This window comes from Rhodoferax sp. OV413 (assembly GCF_900104385.1).
Lineage (GTDB): Bacteria > Pseudomonadota > Gammaproteobacteria > Burkholderiales > Burkholderiaceae_C > Rhodoferax_B.
In genome coordinates, this window is the sequence record NZ_FNJA01000003.1 from 155,293 (window position 1) to 181,956 (window position 26,664).

23 protein-coding genes are annotated in these 26,664 nt (G+C 64.3%); 10 read left to right on the forward strand and 13 right to left on the reverse strand.

All coding sequences use genetic code 11. The features are described from left to right. Window positions 1-7: 7 nt before the first annotated feature. Entirely contained in the window at window positions 8-1,411 is a 1,404-nt protein-coding gene (locus tag BLT66_RS12360) for an MFS transporter (RefSeq protein ID WP_092758022.1), read from the reverse strand. Between the two features lie 263 nt (window positions 1,412-1,674). Here BLT66_RS12360 and BLT66_RS12365 point away from each other — a divergent pair, with 263 nt between their 5' ends. Beyond that, entirely contained in the window at window positions 1,675-2,451 is a 777-nt protein-coding gene (locus BLT66_RS12365) for an IclR family transcriptional regulator domain-containing protein (RefSeq protein WP_092758023.1), read from the forward strand. A 38-nt stretch (window positions 2,452-2,489) separates the two neighbouring features. Here the strand turns inward: BLT66_RS12365 and BLT66_RS12370 are convergent, their stop codons facing one another. Further along, the gene (locus BLT66_RS12370) at window positions 2,490-2,945 is read right to left on the reverse strand and encodes a GNAT family N-acetyltransferase (RefSeq protein ID WP_092758024.1); all 456 of its coding nucleotides are present in this window, start codon (window positions 2,943-2,945) and stop codon (window positions 2,490-2,492) included. Between the two features lie 648 nt (window positions 2,946-3,593). On the opposite strand from BLT66_RS12370, the gene BLT66_RS12375 reads away from it, so the two are divergent. The 5 genes from BLT66_RS12375 (at window position 3,594) to BLT66_RS12395 (ending at window position 9,290) form a co-directional block, all read left to right on the forward strand. Next, on the forward strand, window positions 3,594-5,885 hold the full coding sequence (locus BLT66_RS12375; protein WP_092758025.1) for a penicillin-binding protein 1A: 2,292 nt from the start codon (window positions 3,594-3,596) through the stop codon (window positions 5,883-5,885). Between the two features lie 27 nt (window positions 5,886-5,912). Continuing rightward, window positions 5,913-6,848 (forward strand): NADP-dependent oxidoreductase, encoded by a 936-nt coding sequence (locus tag BLT66_RS12380; RefSeq protein WP_092758026.1) that lies wholly within the window; start codon window positions 5,913-5,915, stop codon window positions 6,846-6,848. A gap of 347 nt (window positions 6,849-7,195) precedes the next feature. Next, the gene (locus BLT66_RS12385) at window positions 7,196-7,510 is read left to right on the forward strand and encodes a hypothetical protein (RefSeq protein WP_092758027.1); all 315 of its coding nucleotides are present in this window, start codon (window positions 7,196-7,198) and stop codon (window positions 7,508-7,510) included. 2 nt (window positions 7,511-7,512) lie between these two features. Next, window positions 7,513-8,475, forward strand: a complete 963-nt coding sequence (locus BLT66_RS12390) for a homoserine kinase (protein WP_092758028.1) — start codon at window positions 7,513-7,515, stop codon at window positions 8,473-8,475. 17 nt (window positions 8,476-8,492) lie between these two features. After that, window positions 8,493-9,290 carry a BPSS1780 family membrane protein gene (locus BLT66_RS12395; RefSeq protein WP_092758029.1) on the forward strand — a complete coding sequence of 266 codons (798 nt, stop codon included), beginning with the start codon at window positions 8,493-8,495 and terminating at the stop codon, window positions 9,288-9,290. A gap of 40 nt (window positions 9,291-9,330) precedes the next feature. Here BLT66_RS12395 and arsH read toward each other — a convergent pair whose 3' ends face one another. The 4 genes from arsH to BLT66_RS12415 are packed head-to-tail and all read right to left on the reverse strand — an operon-like array spanning window position 9,331 to window position 11,458. Next, a complete protein-coding gene (gene arsH / locus BLT66_RS12400; RefSeq protein WP_092758030.1) occupies window positions 9,331-10,035 on the reverse strand; it encodes an arsenical resistance protein ArsH in 705 nt (234 codons plus the stop codon). Beyond that, window positions 10,025-10,453: an arsenate reductase (glutaredoxin) gene (gene arsC / locus BLT66_RS12405; protein ID WP_092758031.1), complete on the reverse strand. Its 429-nt coding sequence runs from the start codon at window positions 10,451-10,453 to the stop codon at window positions 10,025-10,027. Before arsC ends, arsH begins: the two co-directional genes overlap by 11 nt. Further along, window positions 10,450-11,136, reverse strand: a complete 687-nt coding sequence (locus tag BLT66_RS12410) for an aquaporin (protein WP_092758032.1) — start codon at window positions 11,134-11,136, stop codon at window positions 10,450-10,452. The genes arsC and BLT66_RS12410 overlap by 4 nt, the downstream gene beginning before the upstream one ends. After that, complete coding sequence (locus tag BLT66_RS12415) at window positions 11,123-11,458, reverse strand: ArsR/SmtB family transcription factor (protein ID WP_176955041.1); 336 nt, start codon at window positions 11,456-11,458, stop codon at window positions 11,123-11,125. Before BLT66_RS12415 ends, BLT66_RS12410 begins: the two co-directional genes overlap by 14 nt. A gap of 129 nt (window positions 11,459-11,587) precedes the next feature. Between BLT66_RS12415 and BLT66_RS12420 the strand changes: the two genes are divergently transcribed. Next, a complete protein-coding gene (locus tag BLT66_RS12420) occupies window positions 11,588-13,783 on the forward strand; it encodes a PhoX family protein (RefSeq protein WP_092758437.1) in 2,196 nt (731 codons plus the stop codon). 107 nt (window positions 13,784-13,890) lie between these two features. On the opposite strand, the gene BLT66_RS12425 is transcribed toward BLT66_RS12420, so the two are convergent. The 4 genes from BLT66_RS12425 to BLT66_RS12440 form a co-directional block, all read right to left on the reverse strand. After that, complete coding sequence (locus BLT66_RS12425) at window positions 13,891-14,697, reverse strand: oxidoreductase (RefSeq protein ID WP_092758033.1); 807 nt, start codon at window positions 14,695-14,697, stop codon at window positions 13,891-13,893. Between the two features lie 12 nt (window positions 14,698-14,709). Then, the gene (locus BLT66_RS12430) at window positions 14,710-17,808 is read right to left on the reverse strand and encodes an efflux RND transporter permease subunit (RefSeq protein WP_092758034.1); all 3,099 of its coding nucleotides are present in this window, start codon (window positions 17,806-17,808) and stop codon (window positions 14,710-14,712) included. Continuing rightward, window positions 17,805-18,914, reverse strand: a complete 1,110-nt coding sequence (locus BLT66_RS12435) for an efflux RND transporter periplasmic adaptor subunit (protein ID WP_092758035.1) — start codon at window positions 18,912-18,914, stop codon at window positions 17,805-17,807. The genes BLT66_RS12430 and BLT66_RS12435 overlap by 4 nt, the downstream gene beginning before the upstream one ends. An 86-nt stretch (window positions 18,915-19,000) precedes the next feature. Continuing rightward, complete coding sequence (locus BLT66_RS12440) at window positions 19,001-19,618, reverse strand: TetR/AcrR family transcriptional regulator (RefSeq protein WP_092758036.1); 618 nt, start codon at window positions 19,616-19,618, stop codon at window positions 19,001-19,003. Between the two features lie 107 nt (window positions 19,619-19,725). Here BLT66_RS12440 and BLT66_RS12445 point away from each other — a divergent pair, with 107 nt between their 5' ends. Then, on the forward strand, window positions 19,726-21,183 hold the full coding sequence (locus BLT66_RS12445) for an efflux transporter outer membrane subunit (RefSeq protein WP_092758438.1): 1,458 nt from the start codon (window positions 19,726-19,728) through the stop codon (window positions 21,181-21,183). 53 nt (window positions 21,184-21,236) lie between these two features. On the opposite strand, the gene BLT66_RS12450 is transcribed toward BLT66_RS12445, so the two are convergent. Both BLT66_RS12450 and BLT66_RS12455 read right to left on the reverse strand, forming a co-directional pair. Further along, a complete protein-coding gene (locus BLT66_RS12450; RefSeq protein ID WP_125473925.1) occupies window positions 21,237-21,482 on the reverse strand; it encodes a hypothetical protein in 246 nt (81 codons plus the stop codon). A 67-nt stretch (window positions 21,483-21,549) separates the two neighbouring features. After that, window positions 21,550-23,955: a UvrD-helicase domain-containing protein gene (locus BLT66_RS12455; RefSeq protein ID WP_092758038.1), complete on the reverse strand. Its 2,406-nt coding sequence runs from the start codon at window positions 23,953-23,955 to the stop codon at window positions 21,550-21,552. Between the two features lie 21 nt (window positions 23,956-23,976). On the opposite strand from BLT66_RS12455, the gene BLT66_RS12460 reads away from it, so the two are divergent. Next, entirely contained in the window at window positions 23,977-24,642 is a 666-nt protein-coding gene (locus BLT66_RS12460; protein ID WP_092758039.1) for a hypothetical protein, read from the forward strand. Between the two features lie 56 nt (window positions 24,643-24,698). Next, a complete protein-coding gene (locus BLT66_RS12465) occupies window positions 24,699-25,388 on the forward strand; it encodes a CBS domain-containing protein (protein WP_092758040.1) in 690 nt (229 codons plus the stop codon). A 54-nt stretch (window positions 25,389-25,442) separates the two neighbouring features. On the opposite strand, the gene BLT66_RS12470 is transcribed toward BLT66_RS12465, so the two are convergent. Continuing rightward, window positions 25,443-26,657 (reverse strand): DesA family fatty acid desaturase, encoded by a 1,215-nt coding sequence (locus tag BLT66_RS12470; protein WP_092758041.1) that lies wholly within the window; start codon window positions 26,655-26,657, stop codon window positions 25,443-25,445. Window positions 26,658-26,664 lie beyond the last annotated feature (7 nt).

Below are 26,664 nucleotides of genomic sequence, written 5' to 3' on the forward strand. Positions count from 1 at the left end.
GCTAGTTTTAGGCCTTGGCCACGCCCGCCGGGTCCATCAAATGGGCGCGGGCCGTGTCGTAGGCTTTCTTGGGCACGGGCACGGCATCCGGGTTGCCCAGGTCGACCATATGGACACGGTAGGTTTCGCGCGCGGTGAAGGCGGCGATGGCGGCGATCACCGTGACCGCCAGGGTGATGGCACCCACGGTGAACGGAATGTCCATGGCTCCCGGAGGCGCCACATAGGTGAACAGCGCCGGCAGCATGGCGGTGACCAGGGTGCCCAGGTTCTGCGAAATCGCCATGCCTGAAACCCGGGTGCGGGTGGGGAACATCTCGGGGTAGAAGCTGGGGAACACGGCGTTATAGCCCTGGTAGACGATGCCCCACATCAGGATCGACATGCAAATCGCCAAGGGCACGCTGTGGATGCTGATGGCGTACAGGTAGACGTAGGCCAGCAGGCCCGAGGCGATGGCGCCGACGATGATGGGCGGCTTGCGGCCGATCTTGTCCGACAGGTTGCCGACGAACGGAATCACCAGCACGGCGACGATATTGCCCAGCACCGGAATCCACAGATAGATGTCTTTCTCGAAGCCGATGCCGTAGCCGGGCTGCACCGCGTAGGCCGCGCCGAAGATGGTGGTGACCACCGGGATCACGTTCATCAGCGAGCAGCACATCACGCGCAGCATGTCGCGCCAGCTCTCGGTGATGGCCTGCACAAACGGTGCCTTGGGCACGGTGCCGTGCGCGCCTTCTTCGGTGAAGGCCGGGGTTTCGTCGACTTCGCGGCGGATGATGTAGCCGGCCACGATGACCAAGAAGCTCAGCAGGAACGGAATGCGCCAGCCCCAGCTATTGAACTGCTCGGTGGGCATGTAGTGGGCCAGCGGCAGGAACACCGCCGCCGCCAGAATCTGCCCGGCCTGCACGCCTTGCAGGGTAAAGCTCGCATAAAAGCCGCGCCGCCCGAACGGTGCGTGCTCCAGGATCATCGAGCTGGCGCCCGAGATCTCGCCGGCCACCGCAAAGCCCTGGATCAGGCGCATCAGCACCAGCAGCGCCGGCGCCCACAGGCCGATCTGGTCGTAGGTGGGCAGCAGGCCCACGGCCACGGTCGAAAAGCCCATCAGGAACATGCAGATGATCAGCACCTTCTTGCGGCCCTGGGTGTCGCCCCAGTGGCCCAGAAAGAAGGCCCCGATGGGCCGCGCCACATAGCCCACGCCGTAGGTGGCCAGCGAGGCGATGATGGCGGTCTTGGGGTCGCCCTTGGGGAAGAAGATTTGCGGAAAGATCAACGCCGCCGCAGTGGCGTAGATGAAGAAGTCGTAGTACTCCAGCGCCGAGCCGATCCAGCCACTGGCGGTGGCTTTCTTCGACTGCTCGTTACGGTGGGACGCACCATTGGGGGTGTCGGCCATGTATGTCTCCTGTGTGGGTAAGCGCTTGTCTGCAAGCGGACCATGCAGGACAAAGGCGGATCTAAGGCTGCCGTCACACCGTATTCCGCTCGCAAGTGTTCCGTCAACACGGCCTATTGCAGCCGCAGCGCGAATGTAGTGGTGGACGCGGGTATTCCCGCTGACTTTACCCGCCCCCGCGATCGATGATTGATCGCCTACGTACACTATGCACACAAAATGCGGGTAAGCCCTAGGCTTGGCCACCCTTCTTGCCCTCACCCATGACCGACACCGACGCCCCCACCATCGACCGCAAACTGCTGATAGAAGGCCTGGGCAAAGGCTTGCGGGTGATCGAGGCGTTCTCCGACGACCGGCCGCGCATGACGGCTACCGAAGCCGGCGCCCACACCGGGCTGACGCGCACCGCCGCCCGCCGCTACCTGCTGAGCCTGGTGCACTACGGCTACGCCGCCACCGACGGCAAATACTACTGGCTGCTGCCGCGCGTGCTGCGTCTGGGCCAGGCGTTTCTGGACGGCGCGCGCATCCCGCGGCTGGTCCAGCCCTTCATCCAGCGCGCGTCCATGCAGTGCGGCGAAACCCTCAACGTCGGCTCGCTGGACGGGCACGAGGTGGTCTACCTGGCGCGCAGCAATGCGCCGCGCATGGTGTCCATCGGCTTCCACCCCGGCGCCCGCGTGCCCGCGCATGTGGTGGCCCAGGGCTTCAGCATCCTGTCGACCTACGACGACGCGGCCCTGGACGCCTGGATCGCCAGCCATGATTTCGCCAGCTTCACCGGCTCCACCCCGGTCGACCCGGTCGAATTCCGCGACAGCGTGGTCGCCGCCCGCACCCTCGGCTACTGGCACGCCGACCAGTACCTGAACTTCGGCCTCTGCGGCCTGGCCGTCGCCTTGAAAGACCGCAAAGGCCGCTGCCAGTACGCGCTGAGCGTCACCGCCCAGCGCCAGATGTACCCCGACGACCAACTGGTCACCAAGCTGCTGCCGGTGCTGCGCGAAGTCGCCGAGGCGCTGCGGCCTGTGTTGTAAGGTTTGCTATTTAATCCATAGCTGGTTGCGCTGCAGGGCTAAAAGGCTTGAATGCTGCCGTCCCGTTGCATGGTATTTGCCAGCACATCAACGCCGGAATACGTGGCCTGGAACTCAGCCACCACCTGAAATCCATACTGCGCATACAGCCGCTTGGCCAGGCTATTCGACTTGGCCACGTTCAAGCTCACCGTGCCTGGCATCCGGCGCAGCATGAACTCCAGCAGGCATTTCCCCACGCCCCGGCCCCGGGCCTGGGGATGCACAAACAGAAAGCGGATGCTGCTACCCAAACTGGCCGCAAAGCCGACGACGCCATCCATCTCGCACACATAGGCATCCGACTCCTGGAAGCGCGCCAACCGTGGCGGGTCTTGGTCCAGCGGCACCAACGTGAACGCCCGGCCTTCGAACTGGAGTTCGTCCAGCTTGGAGAGAGCGTAGATCTCCAGAATGGAGGGGAAGTCGCTGCTGTGGAAGGGGCGGATTTGCATGGGTCTAGGCTGAACTCATTTGCTTGTGAACTGCTGAACTAGGAAGCTTTCAACTCGTAAAGCTGTAAAGCCTAGCCAAGGGCGGCTTCCAATCTTCCTAGCCACTAAAACGCTCCCACGCGTAAATTGCCGCTGCCACCGCCACCGCTACCACCAGAGAAATAGCCCAGCTCAAAGGGGTAAAACAACCGAAATTGAACTCATTGGCGACACACGTGAGGCGGTGTGGCGCTGCAAAGGCGTCATAGACCCTGACGCCAATGGCAAGGCATAGCAACGAAGCGACTACGAGGGCCAAGAACTTCACTTGTTGCCTACTCTAAATTGGATGAGTGACTTACTTCAATGCACGCTCGACGCGAAGAATTTAACTATAGCCCGAGTCAATTCCGCTGCAGCTAGCTCCTTCCATGGCAAAAACACAAAGTTACTCCTCCCGACCACCGCGCTTTACAACCCCTTCACAAGCCCCCGCTAAGCTCCAAAACCGCCGCCTCCCGGGGTGGTCCATAATTTGCCCGACCCAGCCCGGGGGCCCAGCGGCCCTCCCGGATGCCCCAGCCCCGCCCTTGCGGCAGGGCTGCTACACCGCCAGACCCGCGTGCCCGCCGCCTGTCTCCGACACCGGCACTGCGCGCCACCATACACATGACACAAGCACCCCCTCCCCCCCACACCCCCAGCCCCCCACCCCGCCCCCTCTGGCGCACGGCGCTGTGGACTCTGGCCGCGATGGCGCTGGCGGGAGCCCTGGCCCTGGGCATCGCCGTGGCCTGGCTCTACCCCGGCCTGCCCGAGCTGGACAAGGTCACCCGCTACCAGCCGCAGCAGGCGCTGCAGGTGTTCACCAGCGACGGCGTGGAGATCGCCCAGTTTGGCTCCGAGCGGCGCGAGTTCCTGCCGATTGCGCAGATCCCGCAGCAGATGCAGGACGCGGTGCTGGCCATCGAAGACGCGCGCTTCCGCGACCACAGCGGCATCGACCCGATAGGCGTGCTGCGGGCCATGGTGGCCAACCTCACCGGCGGCCGGCGCCAGGGCGCATCCACCATCACCCAGCAGGTGGCGCGCACCTTCTTTTTGTCGAACCGCAAGACAGCCGAGCGCAAGCTGAAGGAAGCCATGCTGGCACTGAAGATCGAGCGGTCTTTAAGCAAGGACGAGATCCTTGAGCTGTACATGAACCAGATCTACCTGGGCCACCGGGCCTACGGTTTTGGCGCTGCCGCCCAGGTCTACTTTGGCAAGCCACTGGCCGCGCTGACGCTGGCCGAAAGCGCCATGCTGGCCGGCCTGCCGCAGAACCCGGCCTTCGCCAACCCCATCACCAACCTGGAGCGCGCCAGCCGCCGCCAGCAGCTGGTACTGGGCCGGATGCGCAGCCTGGACATGATTACCCAGGCAGAGTTTGACGCCGCCACCGCACAGAAGCTGGCGATACGCTCGCCGCTGCAGGTGCCGGTGCATGCCGAGTACGTGGCCGAGATGGCACGCCAGGCGGTGTTCGAGCGCTACGGCCAGCAGGCCTATTCCCAGGGCATCAAGGTGACCACCTCGCTGATCGCTGCCGACCAGCAGGCGGCCTACGCAGCGCTGCGCCGCGGCGTGCTGGCCTACGACCGCAAGCAGGCCTACCGCGGCCCCGAGGACACCGAAGACCTGCCCAGCGACCCGGCCGAAGAAGACGCCGCCGCCGCGCTGGCACTGAAGGACTACAACGACGACGAAGACCTGCGCGTGGCCATCGTGCTGCTGGCCAGCCCGCAGGCCATCGTGGCCCGCCTGGCCACCGGCGAGACCCTGCAGATCAAGGGCGACGGCCTGCGCTGGGTGCAGAACGCGCTGAGTGCCAAGGCCAGCCCGCAGCTGGCCATCCACCGCGGCGCCATCATCCGGGTGCAGCGCCAGGACAGCAAGACCGGCCCCAGCTGGTCGGTCTCCCAATGGCCCGAGGTGCAGAGCGCGCTGGTCGCGCTGACCCCCGCCACCGGCCGGGTGCGCGCGCTGGTCGGCGGCTTTGACTTCTCTGAGCAGCAGTTCAACCACGTAACCCAGGGCTGGCGCCAGCCGGGCTCCAGCTTCAAGCCCTTCATCTACTCGGCCGCGTTGGACCAGGGCGTGATGCCGTCCACCGAGGTCAACGACGGCCCGCTGACCATCGCCGGCGCCGCCGGTGCGCCCGACTGGACGCCGCAGAACGACGACGGCCAGTTCCTCGGCGCCATCAGCCTGCGCCAGGCGCTGGCCAAGTCGCGCAACCTGGTCAGCGTGCGCCTGGTGCAGATGCTGGGCGCGCAGAACGCCCGCACCTGGGCCGGCCGCTTTGGCTTCGACATCGACAAGCAGCCCGACAACCTGACCCTGGCGCTGGGCGCGGGCAGCACCACACCGCTGCAGCTGGCCTCGGCCTACGCGGTGTTCGCCAATGGCGGCTACCTGCTGCCGCCGGTGGTGATAGAGCGCATCACCGACGCGCAAGGCAAGGTGCTGTTCGAAGCACCGCCGCCCGCCGCCCTGGCCGATACCGAACGGGTGGTGCCCGAACGCAATGTGTTCATCACCAACAGCCTGCTGCAGGAAGTGACCCGCAGCGGCACCGCGGCCAAGGCCCAGGCCACGCTGAAGCGGCCCGACCTGTACGGCAAGACCGGTACCACCAACGACGCGTTCGATGCCTGGTTCGCCGGCTTCCAACCCAACTTGGCGGCCGTGGTCTGGACCGGCTACGACAAGCCGCGCAGCCTGGGCCGCGAGTCGGGCAGCAGCGTATCCCTGCCGATCTGGATCGACTACATGGGCCATGCGCTGAAAGGCGTGGCTGTGGCCAACGCCCCGGCGCCCGATAGCGTGATGCACGACGCACTGAACGACTGGACCTTCACCCAGCCGCCCGAAAACGGCGAGCTGATCCGCTTCGGCTTTGACCAGCCCACCCAATAAATACGAGAGACAAGCAAAGGAAAGCCCATGAAAGCCGTCCGCATCCATCGCTATGGCGACCGCAGCGTGCTCGCCTACGAAGACGCGCCCCTGCCGACCATCGCCGCCGACGAAGTGCTGGTGCGGGTGGTGGCCGCGTCGGTGAACCCGGTCGACTGGAAGATCCGCGAAGGCCATCTGCAGTCCATGATCCCCTACCCGCTGCCCCTGACCCTGGGCTGGGACGTGTCGGGCGTGGTGGCCGCCGTGGGCGCCGAAGTCACGGCCTTTGCGGTGGGCGACGCGGTGTACTCGCGGCCCGACATCAAGCGCAACGGCACCTATGCCGAGTACGTGGCGATCCACGCCAGCGAAGTTGCGCACAAGCCCAAGACCATTTCGCACGTGGAGGCGGCTGCGCTGCCGCTGGCCGGCATCACCGCCTGGCAGTCGCTGTTCCACGCAGCCCAGTTGGCTGCGGGGCAAAGGGTGCTGGTGCATGCGGCCTCGGGTGGCGTGGGCTCGCTGGCGGTGCAGTTGGCCAAGTCCCATGGCGCCTATGTGGTGGCCACCACCTCGGGCAAAAACAAGGCCCTGGTGCAGTCGCTAGGCGCCGACGAGGTCGTCGACTACCAGACGCAGAACTTCGCCACGATGGTGAGCGACATGGACGTGGTGTTCGACACCCTGGGCGGCGCGGTGCAAGAGGCGTCGTGGGATGTGCTCAAGCCCGGCGGCATCCTGGTGTCCATCGTCAGCCCGCCGCCCGAAGAACAGGCTACTCTGCGCGGCCTGCGCAGCGCCTTCGTGTTCATCGAGCCCAACGCCCCGGTGCTGGAGCAGCTGGCCTGGCAGGTCGATGCCGGCAAGCTGCGCCCGCTGATCGGCGCCGAATTCGCGTTGCAAGACCTGGCCCAGGCCCATGCGCTCAGCGAAACCGGCCGCGTGGTGGGCAAGATTGTGGTGTACGTAGGCCAGCCCTGAGTTTCAAGGCCGCGCAGTAGCCTACGCTTTGAAGGGTCGGGAGGCTAAGAACGTGTTCAAGGTCTTTTCGAGGCCGCGTTGGGGTGCAATCGGGATGAGTTGGTTGTCGAAGACCGCAGCATGGGCTCACTGCCCATGCAAGGGCTACGGCAGACAAATCGCCCGATTTCACCCCAACCCGAAGGGCAGGTACCTTTTCGGGCGCTCTGCGTCGTTACAAAACCAGCCAAGGCACAAGCCTTGGCTTGGGTTTTGCGCCTAGCAGCGCATCCCGAAAAGATACCTGCGCGGCACCGCAAAGACCTTGAACACGTTCTTATACTGCCCTGTACACCTACAATCCGGGCATGCGCGCGCACCACATCCTCACCCCCGTCCTCTCTCTTACGCTCCTCAGCCTGTCGTCGGCCTGGGCCCAAACCCCCGTGGCCCCGGCAGCGCCGATTGACCAGCGCATACAGCACATCGAAGTGCAAGACTCCGGTGCCCGCATCAACGAGCTGCGCGTCGGTGGCGAAACCCAGAACATCACCGTCCAGCCCAGCAATGGCATGCCCGCCTACGAGGTCGTGCCCGCCAACGGCTCGCGCCGGGCGATGGACGAGCGCGACGGCGGCTCCGGCAGCGTCGGCCAACGGGTCTGGAAACTGCTGAGCTTCTGACGATGGCGGTCTACACCAAGGTCTCTTTGACAGAGGCGAAAGCGCTGCTGCGCCAGTTGGACCTGGGCGATACCACCGCTTTGCGCGGCATCGAAGGCGGCATCGAGAACACCAACTACTTCGCCACCACCGAAAGCGGCGAATACGTGCTCACCCTGTTCGAGCGCCTGAGCTTCGAGCAGTTGCCGTTCTACCTGCAGCTGATGAAGCACCTGGCCCAGCGCGGCATTCCCGTGCCCAACCCCATGGGCAACAAGGCCGGCAACATCCTGCACACCGTGAAGAAGAAACCCGCCTCGGTGGTCAGCAAGCTGCGCGGCAAGAGCGAGCTGGCACCCGGCGTTGCGCACTGCGCGGCCGTGGGCGACATGCTGGCCCGCATGCACCTGGCGGGCCGCGACTTCGACATGCAGCAACCCAATCTGCGCGGCCTGGCCTGGTGGAACGAAACCACACCGGTGGTGCTGCCGCACCTGGAGCCGGCCCAGGCCCAGCTGCTGCAGAGCGAACTGGCCTACCAGAACCACATCGCCGAATCCAGCGCCTACGCGGCCCTGCCCCAGGGCGCGATCCACGCCGACCTGTTCCGCGACAACGTGATGTTCGAAACCGTGGACGGCCAGCCCCAGCTCAGCGGCTTCTTCGACTTCTACTTCGCCGGCACCGATGCCTGGCTGTTCGACCTGGCCGTCTGCCTGAACGACTGGTGCATCGACCTGGCCACGGGCGCCAACGATGCCGCCCGCTGCGACGCCTTTCTGGCCGCCTACAGCGCGGTGCGCCCGCTGACCGCCGCCGAGCGCCAGCTGCTGCCGGCCATGCTGCGCGCCGGAGCACTGCGCTTCTGGATCTCGCGCCTGTGGGACTTCCACCTGCCGCGTGAAGCGGCCATGCTCAAGGCCCACGACCCGAGCCATTTCGAGCGCGTGCTGCGTGAGCGCGTGGCCCACCCCATCACGCTCTGACACCCGCTGCCTACTCCATGAAACTCCAAATCGTCCCGGCCCGCACAGGCTTTCTGTGGGTCAAGCTGGGCATCCAGGCTTATTTCAAGCAGCCCCTGGCCATGACTGGCCTGTTCTTCCTGTTCATGGCGGCGCTGTCGGTCATCAACCTGGTGCCGCTGCTGGGCAATTTCGTCGCGCTGGCCCTGCTGCCGACCATGGCCCTGGGCCTGATGATGGCCACGCACGAGGCCAGCCAGGGCCGCTTTCCGCAGCCCACCGTGCTGTACAAAGCCTTCCGCGCCGATCCGCAGCGCCTGCGCGGCATGCTGGTGCTGGGGGCCATGTACGCCGCCGGCTTTGTGCTGCTGCTGGGCATTACTTCGCTGGTGGATGGCGGCGAGTTTGTGCGCCGCTTCCTGGGCCTAGGCGGTAGCGCGGGTTCGTCCGACAACCCCTTGGAGCTGCAGCAAGGCATGCTGGTCTTCATGGCCTTGCACCTGCCGCTGTCGCTGGCCTTCTGGCATGCGCCAGCGCTGGTGCACTGGCATGGCATTACGCCGGGCAAAAGCGTGTTCTTCAGCCTGGTGGCCTGCTGGCGCAACAAGGGCGCGTATATGGTGTTCGGCTTTACCTGGTTTGCGCTGGTGATGGTCGGCGGCCTGGTGGTACAGATCCTGGCCATGCTGCTGAGCCTGCCCGCGCTGATGGGCATGGGCATTCTGGTGCTGACCCTGCTGACCACCAGCATGTTTTTGACATCCATCTACTTCACCTTCCGCGACAGCTTTACCGCCGATCCGGTGGAAGAAGCCACACCACCTGCTATCGAATAAATAGCTGCTTGCGCAGACCGTATCTGCGCCAGAAGCCAATTTAGATACTTTTCTGGTTGACGCGCTTGGACAGCGCTTCGGCGCTTTCCTTGCGCTCGCTGTAGCGGTCGACCAGATAGCCGGCGGCGTCGCGCGTCAGCAGGGTGAACTTAACCAGTTCCTCCATTACGTCCACCACCCGGTCGTAGTAAGCCGAGGGCTTCATGCGCCCGGCCTCGTCGAATTCCAGAAACGCCTTGGCCACCGACGACTGGTTGGGGATGGTCAGCATGCGCATCCAGCGGCCCAGCACGCGCAGCTGATTCACCGCATTGAACGACTGCGAGCCGCCGCTGACCTGCATCACGGCCAGGGTCTTGCCCTGGGTGGGCCGCACTGCGCCCTGGGCCAGCGGAATCCAGTCGATCTGGGTCTTCATGATGCCGGTCATCGCGCCGTGCCGCTCGGGGCTGCACCAGACCATGCCCTCGCTCCACAGCGCCAATGCGCGCAACTCCTGCACCTTGGCGTGCGATTCGGGCGCGTCGTCGGCCAGCGGCAGGCCATGCGGGTCGAAGGTACGCGTCTCGGCACCCATGGCGTTAAGCAAGCGAGCGGCTTCTTCGCTCAGCAGGCGGCTGAACGAGCGTTCACGCAGCGAGCCGTACAGCAGCAGGATGCGCGGCGGGTGGCGGCTGGGCGTGACCGGCTGCAGCGCGGCCTGCGTGGGCACCACAAACAGTGCCGGGTCGATATTAGGGAGCAAGGCGTTGCCCCTGGGCGTTGACGACCTTCTCACCGTCTTCCTTGGCAAAAGCGCCCTGCTGCGGGTTGGGCAAGATGTCCAGCACCGCCTCGGACGGGCGGCACAGTTTGGCGCCCAGTGGGGTGATGACGATGGGCCGCTCCAGCAGGATGGGGTGGGCCACGATGGCGGCGATCAAGGCATCGTCGCTGAGGGCCGGGTTGTCCAGCCCCAGCTCCTCATAGGGCGTGCCCTTTTTGCGCAGCACGGCGCGCACTGGCAGGCCGAGCTGGGCCAGCAAGGCCAGCAACTGGTCGCGGCCCGGCGGGGTTTTCAGGTACTCGACCACGGTGGGCTCAACGCCCGAGTTGCGTATCAAGGCCAGCACATTGCGCGAGGTGCCGCAGGCCGGGTTATGGAAGATGGTGGTGTCGGTCATAAAGTGCTTTCCACAGGGGTTTCAAAAAGACGGGCCAGGCCCAGGCCAGCCAGCGCGCCCGCGCACTGCGCGAGCACAAAGCCGGGCGCGCTGGCCGGGGCGATGCCGGCAAAACTGTCGCTCAGCATGCGGCCCAGCACGGCGGCGGGGTTGGCAAAGCTGGTGCTGGCGGTAAACCAGTAGGCCGCGCCAATGTAGCTGGCCACCAGCGCGCTGGCCTTGCCCGCCGGGGCACGCAGGATCACCAGCACCAACCCGGCCGTGGCCACCGCCTCGGCCAGCCACTGGCCGCTGCCGGTGCGCAGCTTGGCGCTGGTTTGCAGGATGGGCAGGTCGAACATCGCATGCGCGAGCCAGGCCCCGAGCACTGCGCCCAACAGCTGGAATACTATAAAAAGCGTAGCTGCTCGCGCAGGTTTTCTCTGCGCTAGCGGCTGTTTTGACCACAAAACCAGGGTCACCAGCGGGTTGAAGTGCGCGCCGCTGACCGGCCCCAGGGTTTCGATCAGCACATACAGCGCCCACACCGTGGCCAGCGTGTTGGCCAGCAGCGCCACCGCGGTGTTGCCGCCCGCCAGGCGCTCGGCCATCACGCCCGAGCCGATCACCGCGCAGAGCAATGCGGCCGTGCCCGCACACTCGGCCAGCAGCTGCTGGGAAAGCCGGGGTTTAGCAGTCGGCACAGACCACCTCCACCGCACAAGCTTCGCCCTGGCAGCAGTGCTCGGTCAGGTAGCCGAGCAAGGCGTTCATCTGGTCGAAGTTGGCCCGGTAGATCAGGTTGCGGCCGCGCGGCTCGCTGCTGACCATGCCGGCGTGGGCCAGCTCCTTCAGGTGGAAGGACAGCGCACTGGGCGCCACACCCAGCTGCTCGGCCATGGCACCGGGGGTCAGGCCCTCGGCGCCAGCCACCACCAGCGCGCGGAACGCCCGCAGCCGCTGGGCCTGGGCCAGGGCCGCCAGGGAACGTACGGCGGAGGTTTCATCCAGAGGATTTGATTTCATATTTCAAGTTTAATTGAAGTATTGAATTAAAAACCAGCCATCCGCGTCGTTTACTTTTGTCACGGGTATTTCACGGTTTTGTCACATGCGACAAGGATGATCGCGCGGTTTACATACCAACCCACGACCATGACCACAGACACCCGCATCGACTTCAACGACGAAGACTCCAACCGCTCGGCCAACCCGCATTTCGACGCGGTGCTGGACACCCGCCTGAGCCGCCGCAAGCTGCTGGGCGGCGGTGTCGGCACGCTGGCCACCGGCCTGCTGGGCGGCGTGGCCTTGACCGGCTGCGCGACGGATAGCACGGTACAAAGCATGGGTGCGGGCAACGAGCGCCTGCTGGCCTTCAATGCCGTGCCCAAGGGCCTGGCCGACGTGGTGACGGTGCCGGCCGGCTACAAGGTGGAGATCATTTACGCCCTGGGCGACCCGATTCTGGGCGGCGCAGCGGCCTTCAAGAACGACGGTACCGACATCGATTTCGACAAGCGCGCCGGCGACCACCACGACGGCATGGAATGGTTTGGCCTGGACGCTGGCGGCAAGCCTTCGCGCAACGCGGTGAACCGCGGCCTGCTGGCGGTGAACCACGAAGCCACCACCGACGAAAAGCTGTCGTCGCACTTCCTGCATGCCAACGGCGGCAAGACCAGCCTGCCCCGCCCCGCCTCCGAGGTTGACAAGGAACTGATGATCCACGGCCTGTCGGTGGTCGAAGTGGCTGCCGCCGGCGGCGCCTGGAAATACCAGCCCGGCTCGGCCTTCAACCGCCGCGTCACCACCATGACCGAAGCCGTGGTGCATGGCCCGGCCCGAGGCAGCGAGCACCTGGTGACCAAGTTCAGCCCCGACGCCACCCGCTGCCGCGGCACCCTGAACAACTGCGGCACCGGCAAAACGCCTTGGGGCACGTTCGTGTCGGGCGAAGAAAACTGGTACGGCTACTTCTTCCGCGATGCCAAGGACGACGACAAGCGCGGCAAGAAAGACCCTTCGGTCGCCGGCCTGCAACGCTACGGCCGCAATGCCGGCGCCGCCAGCCGCCACGGCTGGGAAAGCGGGGGCACGGCCGACCAGTACGTACGTTGGAACAACAGCGCCAGCGGCGCCAGCGCCCGCGACGACTACCGCAACGAAATGAACACCTTCGGCTACGTGGTCGAGCTCGACGCCTACACCCAGCAGCCGCTGCGCAAGCGCACCGGCCTGGGCCGCTTTGCCCACGAAAGCGTGAGCTTTGCCAAGCCAGTGGTCGGCCAGCCCGTGGTGGCCTACATGGGCGACGACGCCCGCGGTGAATACATGTACAAGTTCGTCTCCGCCGCCAAGTGGGATGCGGCCGATGCCAACCCCGCCGACCGCCTGGCTGCCGGCGACAAATACCTGGACCAGGGCACGCTGTTTGCGGCCAAGTTCAAGGCCGACGGCAGCGGCGAATGGCTGGAGCTGTCGCTGAACAACCCCTTCATCGCCGCCAACCCCGACTTCGAATTCAAGACCGCGGCCGACATCGCCATCTTCACCCGCCTGGCCGCCGACGCCGCTGGCGCCACCAAGATGGACCGCCCCGAGTGGGGTGGCATCAACCCGCGCACTGGCGAGTTCTACATGAGCCTGACCAACAACGCCAACCGCACGGTGGACGGCGAAATGGCCACCGACGCTGCCAACCCGCGCAGCTACAGCGACATGAAGGACGGCAAGGAAAGCAAGGGCAACGTCAACGGCCACATCATCCGCACCGCTCAGGCCACGCCGGCGGCCACGGCCTTCAAGTGGGACGTGTACCTGTTCGCATCGGAAGCCGATGCCGACAAGAGCCTGGTCAACCTGTCCGGCCTGACCGACGAGAACGATATGTCGGCGCCCGATGGCCTGGCCTTCAGCGAAGCCACCGGCCTGTGCTGGATCCAGACCGACGACAGCGCCTACACCGACAAGACCAACTGCATGCTGCTGGCCGGCATGCCCGGCAAGGTGGGCGACGGCGGCAAGAAAACCCTGGCCTATAAGCGCACCGACGGCAGCGAAAAACGCATCGACACCTATGTGGGCCGCGCCGCCACACCGGCTACGCTGAAGCGCTTTTTGGTCGGCCCGAAGGACTGCGAAATCACCGGCCTGTGCGAAACGCCGGACGGCCGCGCGCTGTTCATCAACATCCAACACCCGGGCGAAACCACCAAGATGGCCGATGTCAACGACCCGGCCAAGTACACCAGCCAGTGGCCGGCCAACGCCGGCTACGGCGCCGGCAAGCGCCCGCGCTCGGCCACCATCGTCATCACCAAGATCGACGGCGGCCGCATCGGCACCTGAGTGGCTGCGTCCCCTGCGGGGGACCACACAGCAAAAAGCCCGCTGGCGCGATGCCAGCGGGCTTTTTGCATGTTGTGCCGATCTAGGCTGAGGCCCGCCGCAGCGGTTCAGGAAAGCCCAAACGTTTTCCGCAGGCCTGCCTCAACGGGACCAGCTGGCATGAAACGGCGCAACTTGGCCAACAGAGAGGCCTCGCCCTTGGGCGTACGCCGCATTTTCCATGGTCCCAAAGCGGCATCGACAATCGTGGTGGCTACCCCATCAGGCTCCGGTGCTTTATGGACATTTTTTTGAATTGCCTGGGAAACGACGCTGCGCTCCGTGTCATAAGCAGGGATTCTGGAAGCCGTTTGGGGCGCATTGATATCCAGGTTGGTCCTGGTAAAGGAAGGCTCGACAAGCGCTACGCGAATCCCGAATTTGCGTACCTCATGGTCCAAGGTTTCAGACATCCCTTCAACCGCATGCTTGGATGCGGAATAAAGCCCCATATACGGCGCTGGAAGAAAGCCCAGCACCGAGCTGACGTTGACAATTCTTCCCGCGCCTTGCTTACGCATGTGCGGCAATACCGCTTGGGTAGTGCGCAAGATGCCAAACACGTTGGTATCGAACAGCGACTGGGCTTCGGCAATCGAGGTTTCCTCCGTCGCTCCGATCAGCGACCCGCCCGCGCTATTGACTAGTACATCGATGCGCCCGACCTCGGCGATGATGACCTGGATCGCACACCGTACTGAAACGTCGTCGCGGACATCCATCTCAACCAGCACCACACCCGGTATGGGCTGGGCTTTTGCAATGCTGCGCACGGTGCCCAATACCTGGCAACCCCGCTGGACAAACTGGATGGCAGTGGCACGTCCGATGCCGGACGACACACCGGTAACAACAACAACTTGGGGATTCGACATGGCAGTTCTTACTTATAGGGATGGATGGGGATGAGCGGTAGATCCGCTTTGCGATGGGGCGGGCTTGATCCTGAACCAGATGGAATACATCGCCGGCAAGAACACCAGGGTCATGACCGTTCCCGCCAGGGTGCCGCCGATCAGCGTGTAGGCCAGAGTGCCCCAGAACACCGAGTGGGTCAGCGGCATGAAGGCAAAGATGGCGGCCAACGCAGTCAAGATAACGGGTCTGGCGCGCTGCACGGTGGCCTCGACGACTGCCTGGAACGGGTCCAGGCCCTCCTGCTCGTTATGGTGGATCTGCCCAATCAGAATCAGCGTGTTGCGCATCAAAATGCCCGACAGCGCAATCAGCCCCACCAGCGCATTGATGCCGAACGGCTGCTGGAACAGCAGCAGCGTAGGTACCACGCCGATCAGGCCCAGCGGGCTGGTCAAGAAGACCATGACCATCGCGGAGATGGAGCGCACTTGCAAGATGATAATGAGCAAGGTGATCGCCGCCATGATCGGAAACAGCGGCAGCATGGCTTTCGTCGCTTTGCCAGACTCTTCAATGGAGCCGGCTTCCTCTACGCGATAGCCACTCGGCAGCTTGTCCATAATGGGCCGGAGCTGCTGGGTGATGGCGGCCGACACGTCGGGCGGCTGCAGACCATCGGCAATGTCGCCCCGCACGGTGATCGTCGGCACGCGGTCGCGCCGGCGCATGATGGGTTCTTCCATGCGCACGTCGACCTTACCCACTTGCGACAGCGGGATGCGTTGCCCGTTGGCGCCCGCCAGCGTGAAGTCGCCGATCTTGGCGGGGTCGAGCCGGATATTGCCAGCCGAACGCACCACCACCTGCACCGTGCGAATGTCTTCGCGCACAGCAGTCACGGGCACACCGCTCAACAAGAATTGCAGTTGCTGTGCCACGGCACTCGAGGTCAGCCCGACCGCCTGCAAGCGGTCTTGCTGCAGGTTGAAGTGCAGCGTGGGTGTGCGTGTGCCCCAGTCTGAGTTCACCGTACGCATCATCGGGCTGGCAGTCATGACTTGCTGCACCTCGGCCGCAATATCGCGCAGCTTTTCCGGGTCCGGTCCCGTGACACGGTAGGCCACCGGAAATGGCGAATACGGGCCGAATACCAGCTGCGTAACGCGCACGCGTGCCTCGGGGGCCAGGCCATCGGCAATCGCCTGGCGCAGTCGGTTCTTCAACGCGTCGCGCTCATCTTGGTTATCGGTACGGACCACGACCTTGGCAAATGAGGGATCGGGAAGCTCGGGCCCCATCGAGAAGAAGAAGCGCGGCGCGCCCTGGCCGATGTAAGAGGTGACGATCTTGGCTTCCTCTTGCTTGGCCAGCCAGGCTTCCACCTTCGCCGTGGCGGCACTGGTCTGCGTGATCGACGTGCCATAGGGCATCTGCACTTCCACCAGCACCTCAGGCCGGTCGGAGATCGGGAAGAACTGCTTCTTGACCACACCCATGCCGAGCACGGCCACCACGAAAAGCCCCACCACCGAACCGGCGACCAGCCACTTGCGTGCGATGACGCGCCCCAGCACCTGGCGGAAGCGGTTGTAGCGCGGGGTGTTGTACATCGCGTCGTGCCCGCCTTCGACCTTCTTGAGATCCGGCAGCATCTTGACGCCCAGGTAAGGGGTAAAAACCACGGCCACCACCCAGGACGCGATCAACGCAATGCCGACGATCCAGAACATATTGCTGGTGTATTCGCCGGCGGTGGACGGAGCGAAGCCATTGGGCATGAAGCCGACCGCCGTGACCAGCGTGCCCGAGAGCATGGGCGCCGCGGTATGGCTCCACGCATAGGCGGAGGCGGCCACGCGGCTGTAACCCTCTTCCATTTTGACCACCATCATTTCGATGGCGATGATGGCGTCGTCCACCAGCAGGCCCAGCCCCAGAATCAACGAGCCCAGGGTGATGCGGTCGAAGTTCTTGCCCGTCGCAAGCATCACCATGAAGACTGCCGCCAGCGTCAGCGGTACGGCCGCGGCGACCACGACGCCGACGCGCCAGCCCATGCTCACAAAGCACACCACCATCACTACCAGCAGCGCGGCAAAAAACTTGACCATGAACTCGTCGACGGCCGAACCGATGTTGACGGCTTGGTCGGTCACTTTGGCCAAACTCATGCCCAGAGGTTGCTCGGCATTGATGGCACTGACTTCGCTGTCCAGCGCCTTGCCCAGGTCGAGCCCGTTCCAACCGTCGCGCATGACGACACCCAACAGCAGCGCGGGCTCGCCTCCGTTGCGGATCATGAAAGTAGCCGGGTCTTCGTAGCCGCGCTGGACGGTGGCGATGTCCGACAGCTTCAGCGTGCGGCCTTGTGCCATGACCGGCGTATCACGGATCTTTTGCAACTCATCGAAAGCGCCATCCAGGCGGATAAACACCTGCGGCCCCTTGGTTTCCACGGAGCCGGCCGGCGTCAGCGCGTTCTGGCTATTCAGCGCGGCGAATACTTCCTGCGGGCTGACGCCCAGCGTTGCCAGGCGCTCATGCGAGAACTCGATATAAATGCGCTCGGACTGCTCGCCAACGATGTTGACCTTCTTGACGCCTGCCACGTGCAACAGCCGCTGGCGCAGTGTCTCTGCGTCGCGTACCAGCAGACGCTGTGGCTCGCCCTTGGCTTTGAGCGCGAACAGCGCAAAGGTGACGTCCGAGTATTCGTCGTTGACCATCGGTCCGATCACGCCAGACGGAAGGTTGCCGGCCTCATCGCCGACCTTCTTGCGGGCCTGGTAGAACTCCTTTTCCACCTCCGCAGGTGGTGTGCTGTCGAGCAAGGTCAAGGTGGTAAAGGCCAGACCAGGCCGTGTGAAGGTCTCGGCACGTTCGTACCAGCGCAGTTCCTGCAGGCGCTTTTCCAGCTTCTCGGCGACTTGGTCCTGCATTTCCTGCGCCGTGGCGCCAGGCCAGGCGGTGACGATGGTCATCACCTTGATCGTGAAGGAGGGGTCTTCTGCCCGCCCCAGCTTGAAGAACGAAACCAGCCCGGCCAACGAGATCAGGCAGATCAGAAACAAAGTGATGGAGCGCTCGCGCACCGCGAGCGCCGACAGATTGAAACGGCCCTCGCTCATGGCTGCGCCCCTGCGACGGCGGTAGCCTGACCCGCCACGCGCACTTGCTCGCCTTCGCGCAACAGGTGCGTGCCCAGGGCGACGATTCGGTCGCCTTGCTTGAGCGAACCCGCGACGCGCGCACTATCGTCGTCCAGGCGCTGGACTTTGACTGGCCGCCAGGACACCTTTGCCGGTTCACCTTCGATCACCCACACCCCCGGCCCTTTGCCCGCATCGAACAGCGAGCCCATCGGCACCCGCAAGCCGTCTTGCGCAGCGGACTGGGCCTCGGGAATCTGGATCGTGACCGTGCTGCCCAAGGGAGCGTTGGACAGTTCTCCCTCCAGCACATACCTGGCTTCGAAGGTGCGGGTCTGCCGGTCGGCGGTATCCGACAGTTGCCGCAGTTTGCTTGCAACCGTCACGCCTTCTTTGCCAAAGAGCGTGGCCTGGCCGATGGAGCCGGCTGCAGGACGCAAGGTTTCTGGCAGCTGGACGATGGCTTCGCGGCGTCCGGCATGGGCGAGGCGCAGCGTGACTTGCCCCGCGTTGACGACCTGGCCGGGTTCGACCAGCGTTTCCATCACAACGCCATCGGCATCTGCCACCAGCTCGGTGTAGCGGCTGGCGTTACGTGCGACTTCAGCCTGGGCTTCGGCCGCATTCAGCTGGGCTCTGGCGGTATCTGCCGCGGCCTTGACCTGGTCGTAAGCTGAAGCCGATATGGCGCCCGTACCGCGCAGGTCGCGGTAGCGGGCCTCGTCCTCTGCGGTTTGCTGCGCCCTTGCCCGGGCGGCGGCGACCGCTTCTTGCTGCGCATGGGCTGCGAGCTTCAGGTCGACGGGGTCGATGCGCATCAGCGCTTGCCCGCGTTTGACGGTTTGCCCCGCATCCACCAGCCGTTCCAGCACCTTGCCGGCAACCCGAAAGCCCATATCGCTTTGCACCCGGGCAGCAACGGTGCCGGTGAAGCTGCGAGACGCGGAGGCCGCGCCCTGCACGGTCGCCACGCGCACCAGTGGGACTGCGGTGCGTGGGTCAGGCGGCGTCTTCTCGTTGCATGCGATCAAGGCAAACGGCAACGCGGAGACGAGAGCAGTTAAGGCGAGGCGGCGGCGGAGCATAGAAATCCCGTAAAAGAACTAAACAGGATTTCATTGTGTTTCTAGTGACTATATTTGTCAATAGTCACTAAATAAATTTAGCCCACTTACGGTGACAGACTGCGCAGCACCAAGCTGGAAAGTTGGGCCGGTGCGTGCTCGGCGTAATCGAAGTTGTATTGCAGCAGCAGCGGATTCAGGTAGGGGCGCATGACCAATTGGATGGCCGCTGCTGTCTCATCCAGCGGTGTTTTGCGCTCAAACTCCTCGCTCTCGCGCCCTTGGCGCAGGATGTCTTGCAGCATGGCCTGGATGCGCTCCTCGAACACGCGCACCGCCTCCCAGTGCTCACCAGCGGCCGAGGCTGCAATGTCGTAGAGCTTGCGATTGTCAAAGAACAGGCGAAGACTGGACTCGACCACGGCCTTGAACATGCGCCGCAGCTTCTCTGGCGGGCGGTCGGTTCCGTCAATCGCGGCTTTGACATCTGCTTCGATCTGCTGCAGGCAATTTGCACAAATCAGTTCGCCGATGGCCTGCTTGGATTCGAAGAACTTGTAGATGTAGGCCTTGGAAAACCCGATGGCTTTGGCGAGATCAGAGACCGTCGTCTTCTCGTAGCCATACAGACGGAAGTGGTCGGTAGCGGCGGTGACGATCTGGTCCCGCACATCGTGATCGGCCGGGCCGCGCCCCGTGCTCGCCGCAGTAGTTGCTTTATTCATACCCAACAGCTTAACCCTTGTCATAAACTTGCACAACTAGTGACCATATTGTAATATAGTCACAACACACTCATTCAACATGCCCACTCACTTAGCGGAAGATGCCCATGCTAAAACGCACTCTCCTCATACTGGCCATCGCCAGCCTTTCAGCCGGTTGCGCTGTCGGACCGGACTATGCCAGGCCCGACACACCCATGCCAGATCGCTACCTGGGTGAAACGGCGGTGGCGCAACGGCATGCCACCGTTACCGCCGACCTCGTCACGTGGTGGAAAGGCTTCGGCGATCCACAACTAAGCCACTTTGTCACACTCGCGCTAGAACAAAATCTGGATCTCGCGCAGGCGTCCGCCCGCGTCGCTCAGGCGCAGTCGGGGCTCGGCGCAGCGAATGCCGCGCTACTGCCTTCCGGCAACATCACTGCCCAGGGTGCGCGGGCCTACCAGTCGATCGAAACGCCGTTGGGGCAAGTTCTGAATTCAAGGCCCAGTTTCGACCGCTACGGCAACGCCTATGAGGCCAACCTCGGCGTAGGCTGGGAACTGGACCTATTCGGTGGCCTGCGCCGCGGACGGGAAGCCGCATTGGCCGAGTACCAGGCTTCGGAAGCTGGCGCTACGGCAACACGACTGGCGGTGGCGGCGCAGACCGCCGACATCTACATCAGCATCCGCGGGTTGCAAACCCGGCTTGACGTGGCCCGTAGGCAGGTGCAGACACAACAGGATCTGCTCTCCACCACCCATCTGCTGTATAGCAAGGGACTGGCGGCCGAGCTGCAGGTGCGGCAGGTCGAGGGCGCGCTTTCCCAAGTGCGGGCATCGCTACCGGTCCTCGAAGCAGGGCTCGATACGGCCATGCATGCGCTGGACGTGATGCTGGGTACACCGCCCGGCACGCACCGGGAGGCGCTGGCAAATGCTGGCGCAATTCCGGCCGCCCCGCAGATCGCAGCTACCGGCTCACCGGGCGATTTGCTCCGGCGCCGGCCCGATCTGATCGTGGCCGAACGCCGACTGGCTGCGTCGAACGCGCGCATCGGCATGGCCATCGCCGAGTACTACCCCAAGCTCTCCTTCAGTGGACTGATCGGCAGCGCGACATCGGTATCTGGCGGCAACCTGTTCACCAGCGGCGCAAGCCAGGCCGCCGGCGTGCTGGGCCTGCGCTGGCGCCTGTTTGACTTCGGCCGCATCAACGCGCAGATTGGTCTGGCCAAGGGCCAGGAAGCCGAGGCGCTGGCCAGCTATCGGCTCGCGGTGCTGCGGGCTACCGAAGATGTGGAAAACGCGTTTTCAGCCCTGGTAAAACGCGAGGACCAGGTCGACATACTGGCGCAAGGCGTGGGCTCGCTCAGCAGAGCCCGGGGGGCATCGTTTGCGGCCTACCAGAAAGGCGTCGTCAGCATTACCGAAGTCCTGCAAGCCGACGAGAACCTGCTGCGGGCCTCCGACATGCAGGCGCAAGCGCAAACCGAATCCGCACGCGCGGCGGTTGCGGCCTTCAAGGCGCTCGGCGGCGGTTGGCAACCCCAGGAATCCGCAACGGTCGCAACGAGATAACCGCGCACTGCCCGATGGCAGCGCTCAGCCGCAGGTTATGGGCTGAAGAAACCTCAAGCCGCCATTTGCAGATAGGCCACCGGGTCGCGCGCCATGCGCATGCCCTGCTCGCGGGCATGGGCCAGGGCCGTGTCTTCGGAGGTGAAAGGGTTGTCGAAGCTGAACACGCGTTCGCTGGGGATGGGCATGCCGTAGTGCAGCGCGATGCCGACCTTGGCCAGCCAGGTACCGTCGATCATGGGCTTGGCGAACAGCGACACAACACAGTCGCCAACGTGGAATTCTTGCAGGTCTGACATGGCGGGCTCCTTGGATGGGATGCCCACCATGCTGCACGCCGTGTATGACGCTATGACGACAAAGCCGTTACGGCACCGGCGTCAATTTGGCCACGCTGAGCGCCAGCCACTTCACGCCGTGGCGCGGGAAGTTGATTTGCGCACGCGCATCGTCGCCCTTGCCTTCCAGCAGATTGACCTTGCCTTCGCCGAACTTGGTGTGGAACACCTTCATGCCGACGCGCAGGCCGTGGCTGGGCGCCTCTTTTTGCGGCGGGACGGGCGGGCTGGCGAAAGGCGCATCTTCTTTGTTAAATCGGCCTCCAGCGCTGTATCCACCTGCGCCACCAGCTATGGATTTAGGAGTAAAACTGGAAGACCCGTAACCCGAGGTCTTGGAGGTGATCCACTTCAGCGCAGACTCGGGCAGCTCCTCGAAGAAGCGGCTGCGCGGGTTGTAGCGGGTCTGGCCGTGCAGCAAGCGGCTTTGCGAAAAGCTCAGGTACAAGCGCTGGCGCGCGCGGGTGATGGCCACGTACATCAGGCGGCGCTCTTCTTCCAGGCCTTGGCGGTCGCTGAGCGAGTTTTCGTGCGGGAACAAGCCCTCTTCCATGCCGCCGACAAACACCGCGTCGAACTCCAGGCCCTTGGCCGAATGCACGGTCATCAGCTGCACCGCGTCTTGCCCGGCCTTGGCCTGGTTGTCGCCGGCTTCCAGCGCCGCGTGGGTCAAAAAGGCCGCCAGCGGCGACAGGGTTTCGCCGCTGTCCTGGTCGATGAAGCCCTCGACCGCCGGGGCGTTCGGGTCCAGGCCCTGGCTGGCCGGCGACTGGCTCAGGGCGACGCCCAGCTCGTCCACCGGCAAGGCCACGGCGTCGCGGCCAAAGCCTTGCTGCGAGACAAAGCTTTCGGCGGCGTTGACCAGCTCTTCCAGATTCTCGACCCGGTCTTCGCCTTCGCGGTCGGCCTTGAAGTGGGCCAGCAGGCCGCTGTGGTCCAGCACCAGGTCGATGATCTCGCGCAGGCTCAGGCCCTGGCTTTGCTCGCGCAGCACGTCGAGCTTGGCCACAAAGGCGCCGAAGTTGGCGCCAGCCTTGCCGGGTATCGCGCTCACCGCGTCGTGCAGCGAGCAGCCGCTGCTGCGGGCCGTGTCCTGCAAGATCTCCAGGCTGCGCGCACCGATGCCGCGCGGCGGGAAGTTGACCACCCGCAGGAAGCTGGTGTCGTCGTTCGGGTTCTCCAGCAGGCGCAGATAGGCCAGCGCATGCTTGATTTCGGCGCGCTCAAAGAAGCGCAGGCCGCCAAAAACCCGGTAGGGAATGGCGGCGTTGAACAGCGCGGTCTCGATGACCCGGCTTTGCGCATTGCTGCGGTACAGCACGGCGATTTCCTGGCGCGACATGCCGTCGCGCACCAGTTGTTTGACCTCGTCAACGATCCACTGGGCTTCGTCCAGGTCGCGCGGGCTTTCCACCACGCGCACCGGCTCGCCCGGGCCCTGGTCGGTGCGCAGGTCTTTGCCAAGGCGGTTGCTGTTGTGGCTGATCAGGTGGTTGGCCGAGTCCAGGATGTTGCTGAAACTGCGGTAGTTTTGCTCGAGCTTGATCTGCTGGGTGACACCGAATTCGCGCACAAAGTCGGCCATATTGCCAACCCGCGCGCCGCGGAAGGCGTAGATGGACTGGTCGTCGTCGCCCACCGCCAGCACGCTGCCGCCGGGGATGGCGGTGCCGGCCGCCAGGTCCTTGGCGCCGTAGCCGCTGAGCATCTTGATCCAGGCGTACTGCAGCTTGTTGGTGTCCTGGAACTCGTCGATCAGGATGTGGCGGAAACGCCGCTGGTAGTGCTCGCGCACCGAGTCGTGGTCGCGCAACAGTTCGTAACTGCGTAGCATCAGCTCGCCAAAATCGACAACGCCTTCACGCTGGCATTGTTCTTCGTACAGCGCATAGATTTCGACCTTCTTGCGGGTCTGCGGGTCGTGGCCCTCTACCGCGTCGGGGCGCAAACCCTCTTCCTTGCAGTTACTTATGAACCACTGGGTCTGTTTGGCAGGGTATTGCTGGTCGTCTATATTGAATTGCTTCATCAACCTTTTGATGGCGCTGAGCTGGTCCTGGGTGTCCAGAATCTGAAAGGACTGCGGCAGGTTGGCCAATTTGTAGTGCGCGCGCAGCAGGCGGTTGCACAGGCCGTGGAAAGTGCCTATCCACATGCCGCGCACATTCACCGGCAGCATGGTGCCCAGGCGGACCACCATCTCCTTGGCAGCCTTGTTGGTAAAGGTCACGGCCAGGATGCCGCCAGGGGTGACCCGGCCGGTCTGCAGCAGCCAGGCAATGCGGGTGGTGAGCACGCGGGTCTTGCCGGAGCCCGCCCCGGCCAGAATCAGCGCATGCCCGGTCGGCAAGGTGACCGCCGCCAGCTGCTCCGGGTTCAGGTTGTGTAAGAGCGGAGCGTTGTCTGCGACGAAGTTAGTATTTGCTGAAAACATCACCCGATTGTAGGAACCCCCATGTCTGCCACCCCTCCCCTCTGGAAAGCCGCCCTGCTGCTGGCATTGAGTCCTGCAGCCTGGGCCCAGCAGGCCTGCTCCAGCGACGGCCAGCCGGCGCCCGCCGCCTTGCTGGAACGCTTTACCAGCGCCGATTGTGAAAGCTGCTGGTCCGACCCGCAGGCGGCCCAGCCGGGCGCGGGCACCGTAGCACTGGACTGGATCGTGCCCAGCGCCCAGGGCGACGACGCCCCCTTGTCCGCCGCGGCCCGCCAGGACGGGCTGGACCGGCTGCAGGCCCTGGGCCAGGCCGAGCTTCCAGCTGCCCCGCTGCAGCTCAGCAATGCCCTGCTGCGGGTGGCCCGTGGGCCGGCGCTGGGCGGCTATATCGGCACCTCTATCGAGTTACAGCCCGCCGGGTCGATCCACGGCCCGCTGACCGCCTGGCTGGCGCTGGTGGAAACCATTGCTGCCGGCACCGACGGCACGCCGGTGGAGCGCAACCTGGTGCGCAACACGCTGGTGCTGGACTGGAACGCTGCCGCCGGCAGCTGGAAGGAAATCCGCCCGCTGGCCGTGCCCGAAGGCGCACAAGCCGCCCGGCTGCGTGTCATCGGCTGGGTCGAGGATGCGAGCGCCCGGGTGCTGGCCGCCGCCCAATCGCAGTGCCTGCCGGAACCGGACTAAGCTAGCCCCGGCGCGGCTGTTGTGGTAATTTGCGCCAGCACAGGAGGGCTTGGTCCATGTTTTCGGTCTACGGGGTTACGGGTCGGGTGTTTACCGGCACCATGGAACAGCTGCGGCATATCGACAAGGTCCATGCGATTGCACGCATGCGCCGCATCGAGCCCAACGATATGGAGCTGCTGCCGGAGCTGCAGAATACGCCGGTAGAGCCGGCCACGTCGGCGCCCATGCCACTGCTGCCGAGTACCGCCGTCGCCGCCTACGCCCAGACCAGCCAGCCCGACACACCGCGCCAGCCGCTGGACCGGGTCGGCCTGTTGATGACCCAGCCGGCCGTCACCACCCGCGCCGACACCCCGCTGGCCGAAGCGGCCGACCTGATGGCGCAACACCGGATCGCCCAGGTGCCGGTGCTGGACGCGAATGCCCATTTGGTGGGAATCCTGCTGCGGGCTGATCTATTCCGCCCTGGCCGGGTCGTCGCCTCCACGCCAGACGCCGCCGTGCCATTGGACGCCAACGATTGGGCGACGCGCATGGCCCAGCCGGTATCCGGGACCATGTGGACGCCGGTCGCCAGCGTTTCGTCCGACACTGACATCCGCCGCGTCGCCCAGGTGCTGCTCGACACCGGGCTGCCCGGCCTGCCGGTGGTCGACGAAGGCGGCACGGTCATCGGCTTTGTGTCACGCACCGACATCTTGCGGGCCGTGGCCACCGAGCCGCCGCTGGACGTGTGGGGCTAGGAAAGTAAAAAGCCCGCTATTGCGGGCTTTTTACTTGGAGAGTCGTGAACTCGATCAGGCGTGGGCGGCACGCAGTTTCATCGAGAACTTTTGCAGCGCTTCAATACCACTGCTTTCGGCGCGGTGGCACCAGGCTTGCAGGTCGGCGGTCAGCTGTTCACGCGACTGCGAGGTGTTGAGCCACATTTGGCGCAGTTCTTCGCGCATCACCACCATCTTGTCGAGCACGGGGTGGGCAGCACGGGCCTGGGCCAGATGCGGTTGGGCGGCAGCGGGCACCTTCTCGGCATCGCGGTGGATCCAGCGCTTGGCTGCTTGCAAGGCCGATACGTCTCCCTGGCGGGCCTTGATGGTTTCCAGCTCGGCCTTGCAGGCTTGGCGCATTTCGCGGGCGAAACCGGCCATGACTTCGTAACGGTTGGCGATCAGCGCTTCTAGCGTCTTTTCGTCGGCCACGGGCTTGATAGCACCCAGTTGCAGCTTGGGCGGGGTCTTCTTGACCTTGGCCAGGCCGACCTTTTCCAGGGCACAGATGTACATCCAACCAATATCGAATTCGTAGGGCTTCACCGAGAACTTGGCCGACGTGGGATAGGTATGGTGGTTGTTGTGCAACTCTTCGCCACCAATGATGATGCCCCAGGGCGAAATGTTCGTGCTGGCATCAGGAGCTTCAAAGTTGCGGTAGCCAAAGTAGTGGCCAATACCGTTGATGACACCGGCAGCCCAGAATGGCGTCCACACCATCTGGATGGCCCAGACGGTCAAACCGGCGGCACCAAACAGTGCCAGGTTCAAAATCAGCATCAGGCCCACGCCTTGCCAGCTAAAGCGGCTGTACAGGTTGCGTTCAATCCAGTCGTTCGGGCAGCCGTGGCTGAATTTGGCGATGGTTTCCAGGTTCTTGGATTCCTTGCGGTACAGCTCGGCACCGGTCCAGAACACGGTCTTGATGCCGTGCGCCACAGGGCTGTGCGGGTCGTCCTTGGTTTCGCACTTGGCGTGGTGCTTGCGGTGGATAGACACCCACTCCTTTGTCACCTGGCCGGTCGCCAGCCAGAGCCAGAAACGGAAAAAGTGGGCTGGCAGCGCGTGCAAATCCATCGCCCGGTGCGCCTGGTGGCGGTGCAGGTAGATGGTGATGCTGGCAATCGTGATGTGGGTGGTGACCAGCGTGTACAACACGATTTCCCACCAGGACAGGTTCAACAGTCCGTTGGAAAGCCAGTCAACAGCTGCATTCAACACAGCCCAATCGGGTAACAACATAGGTAAA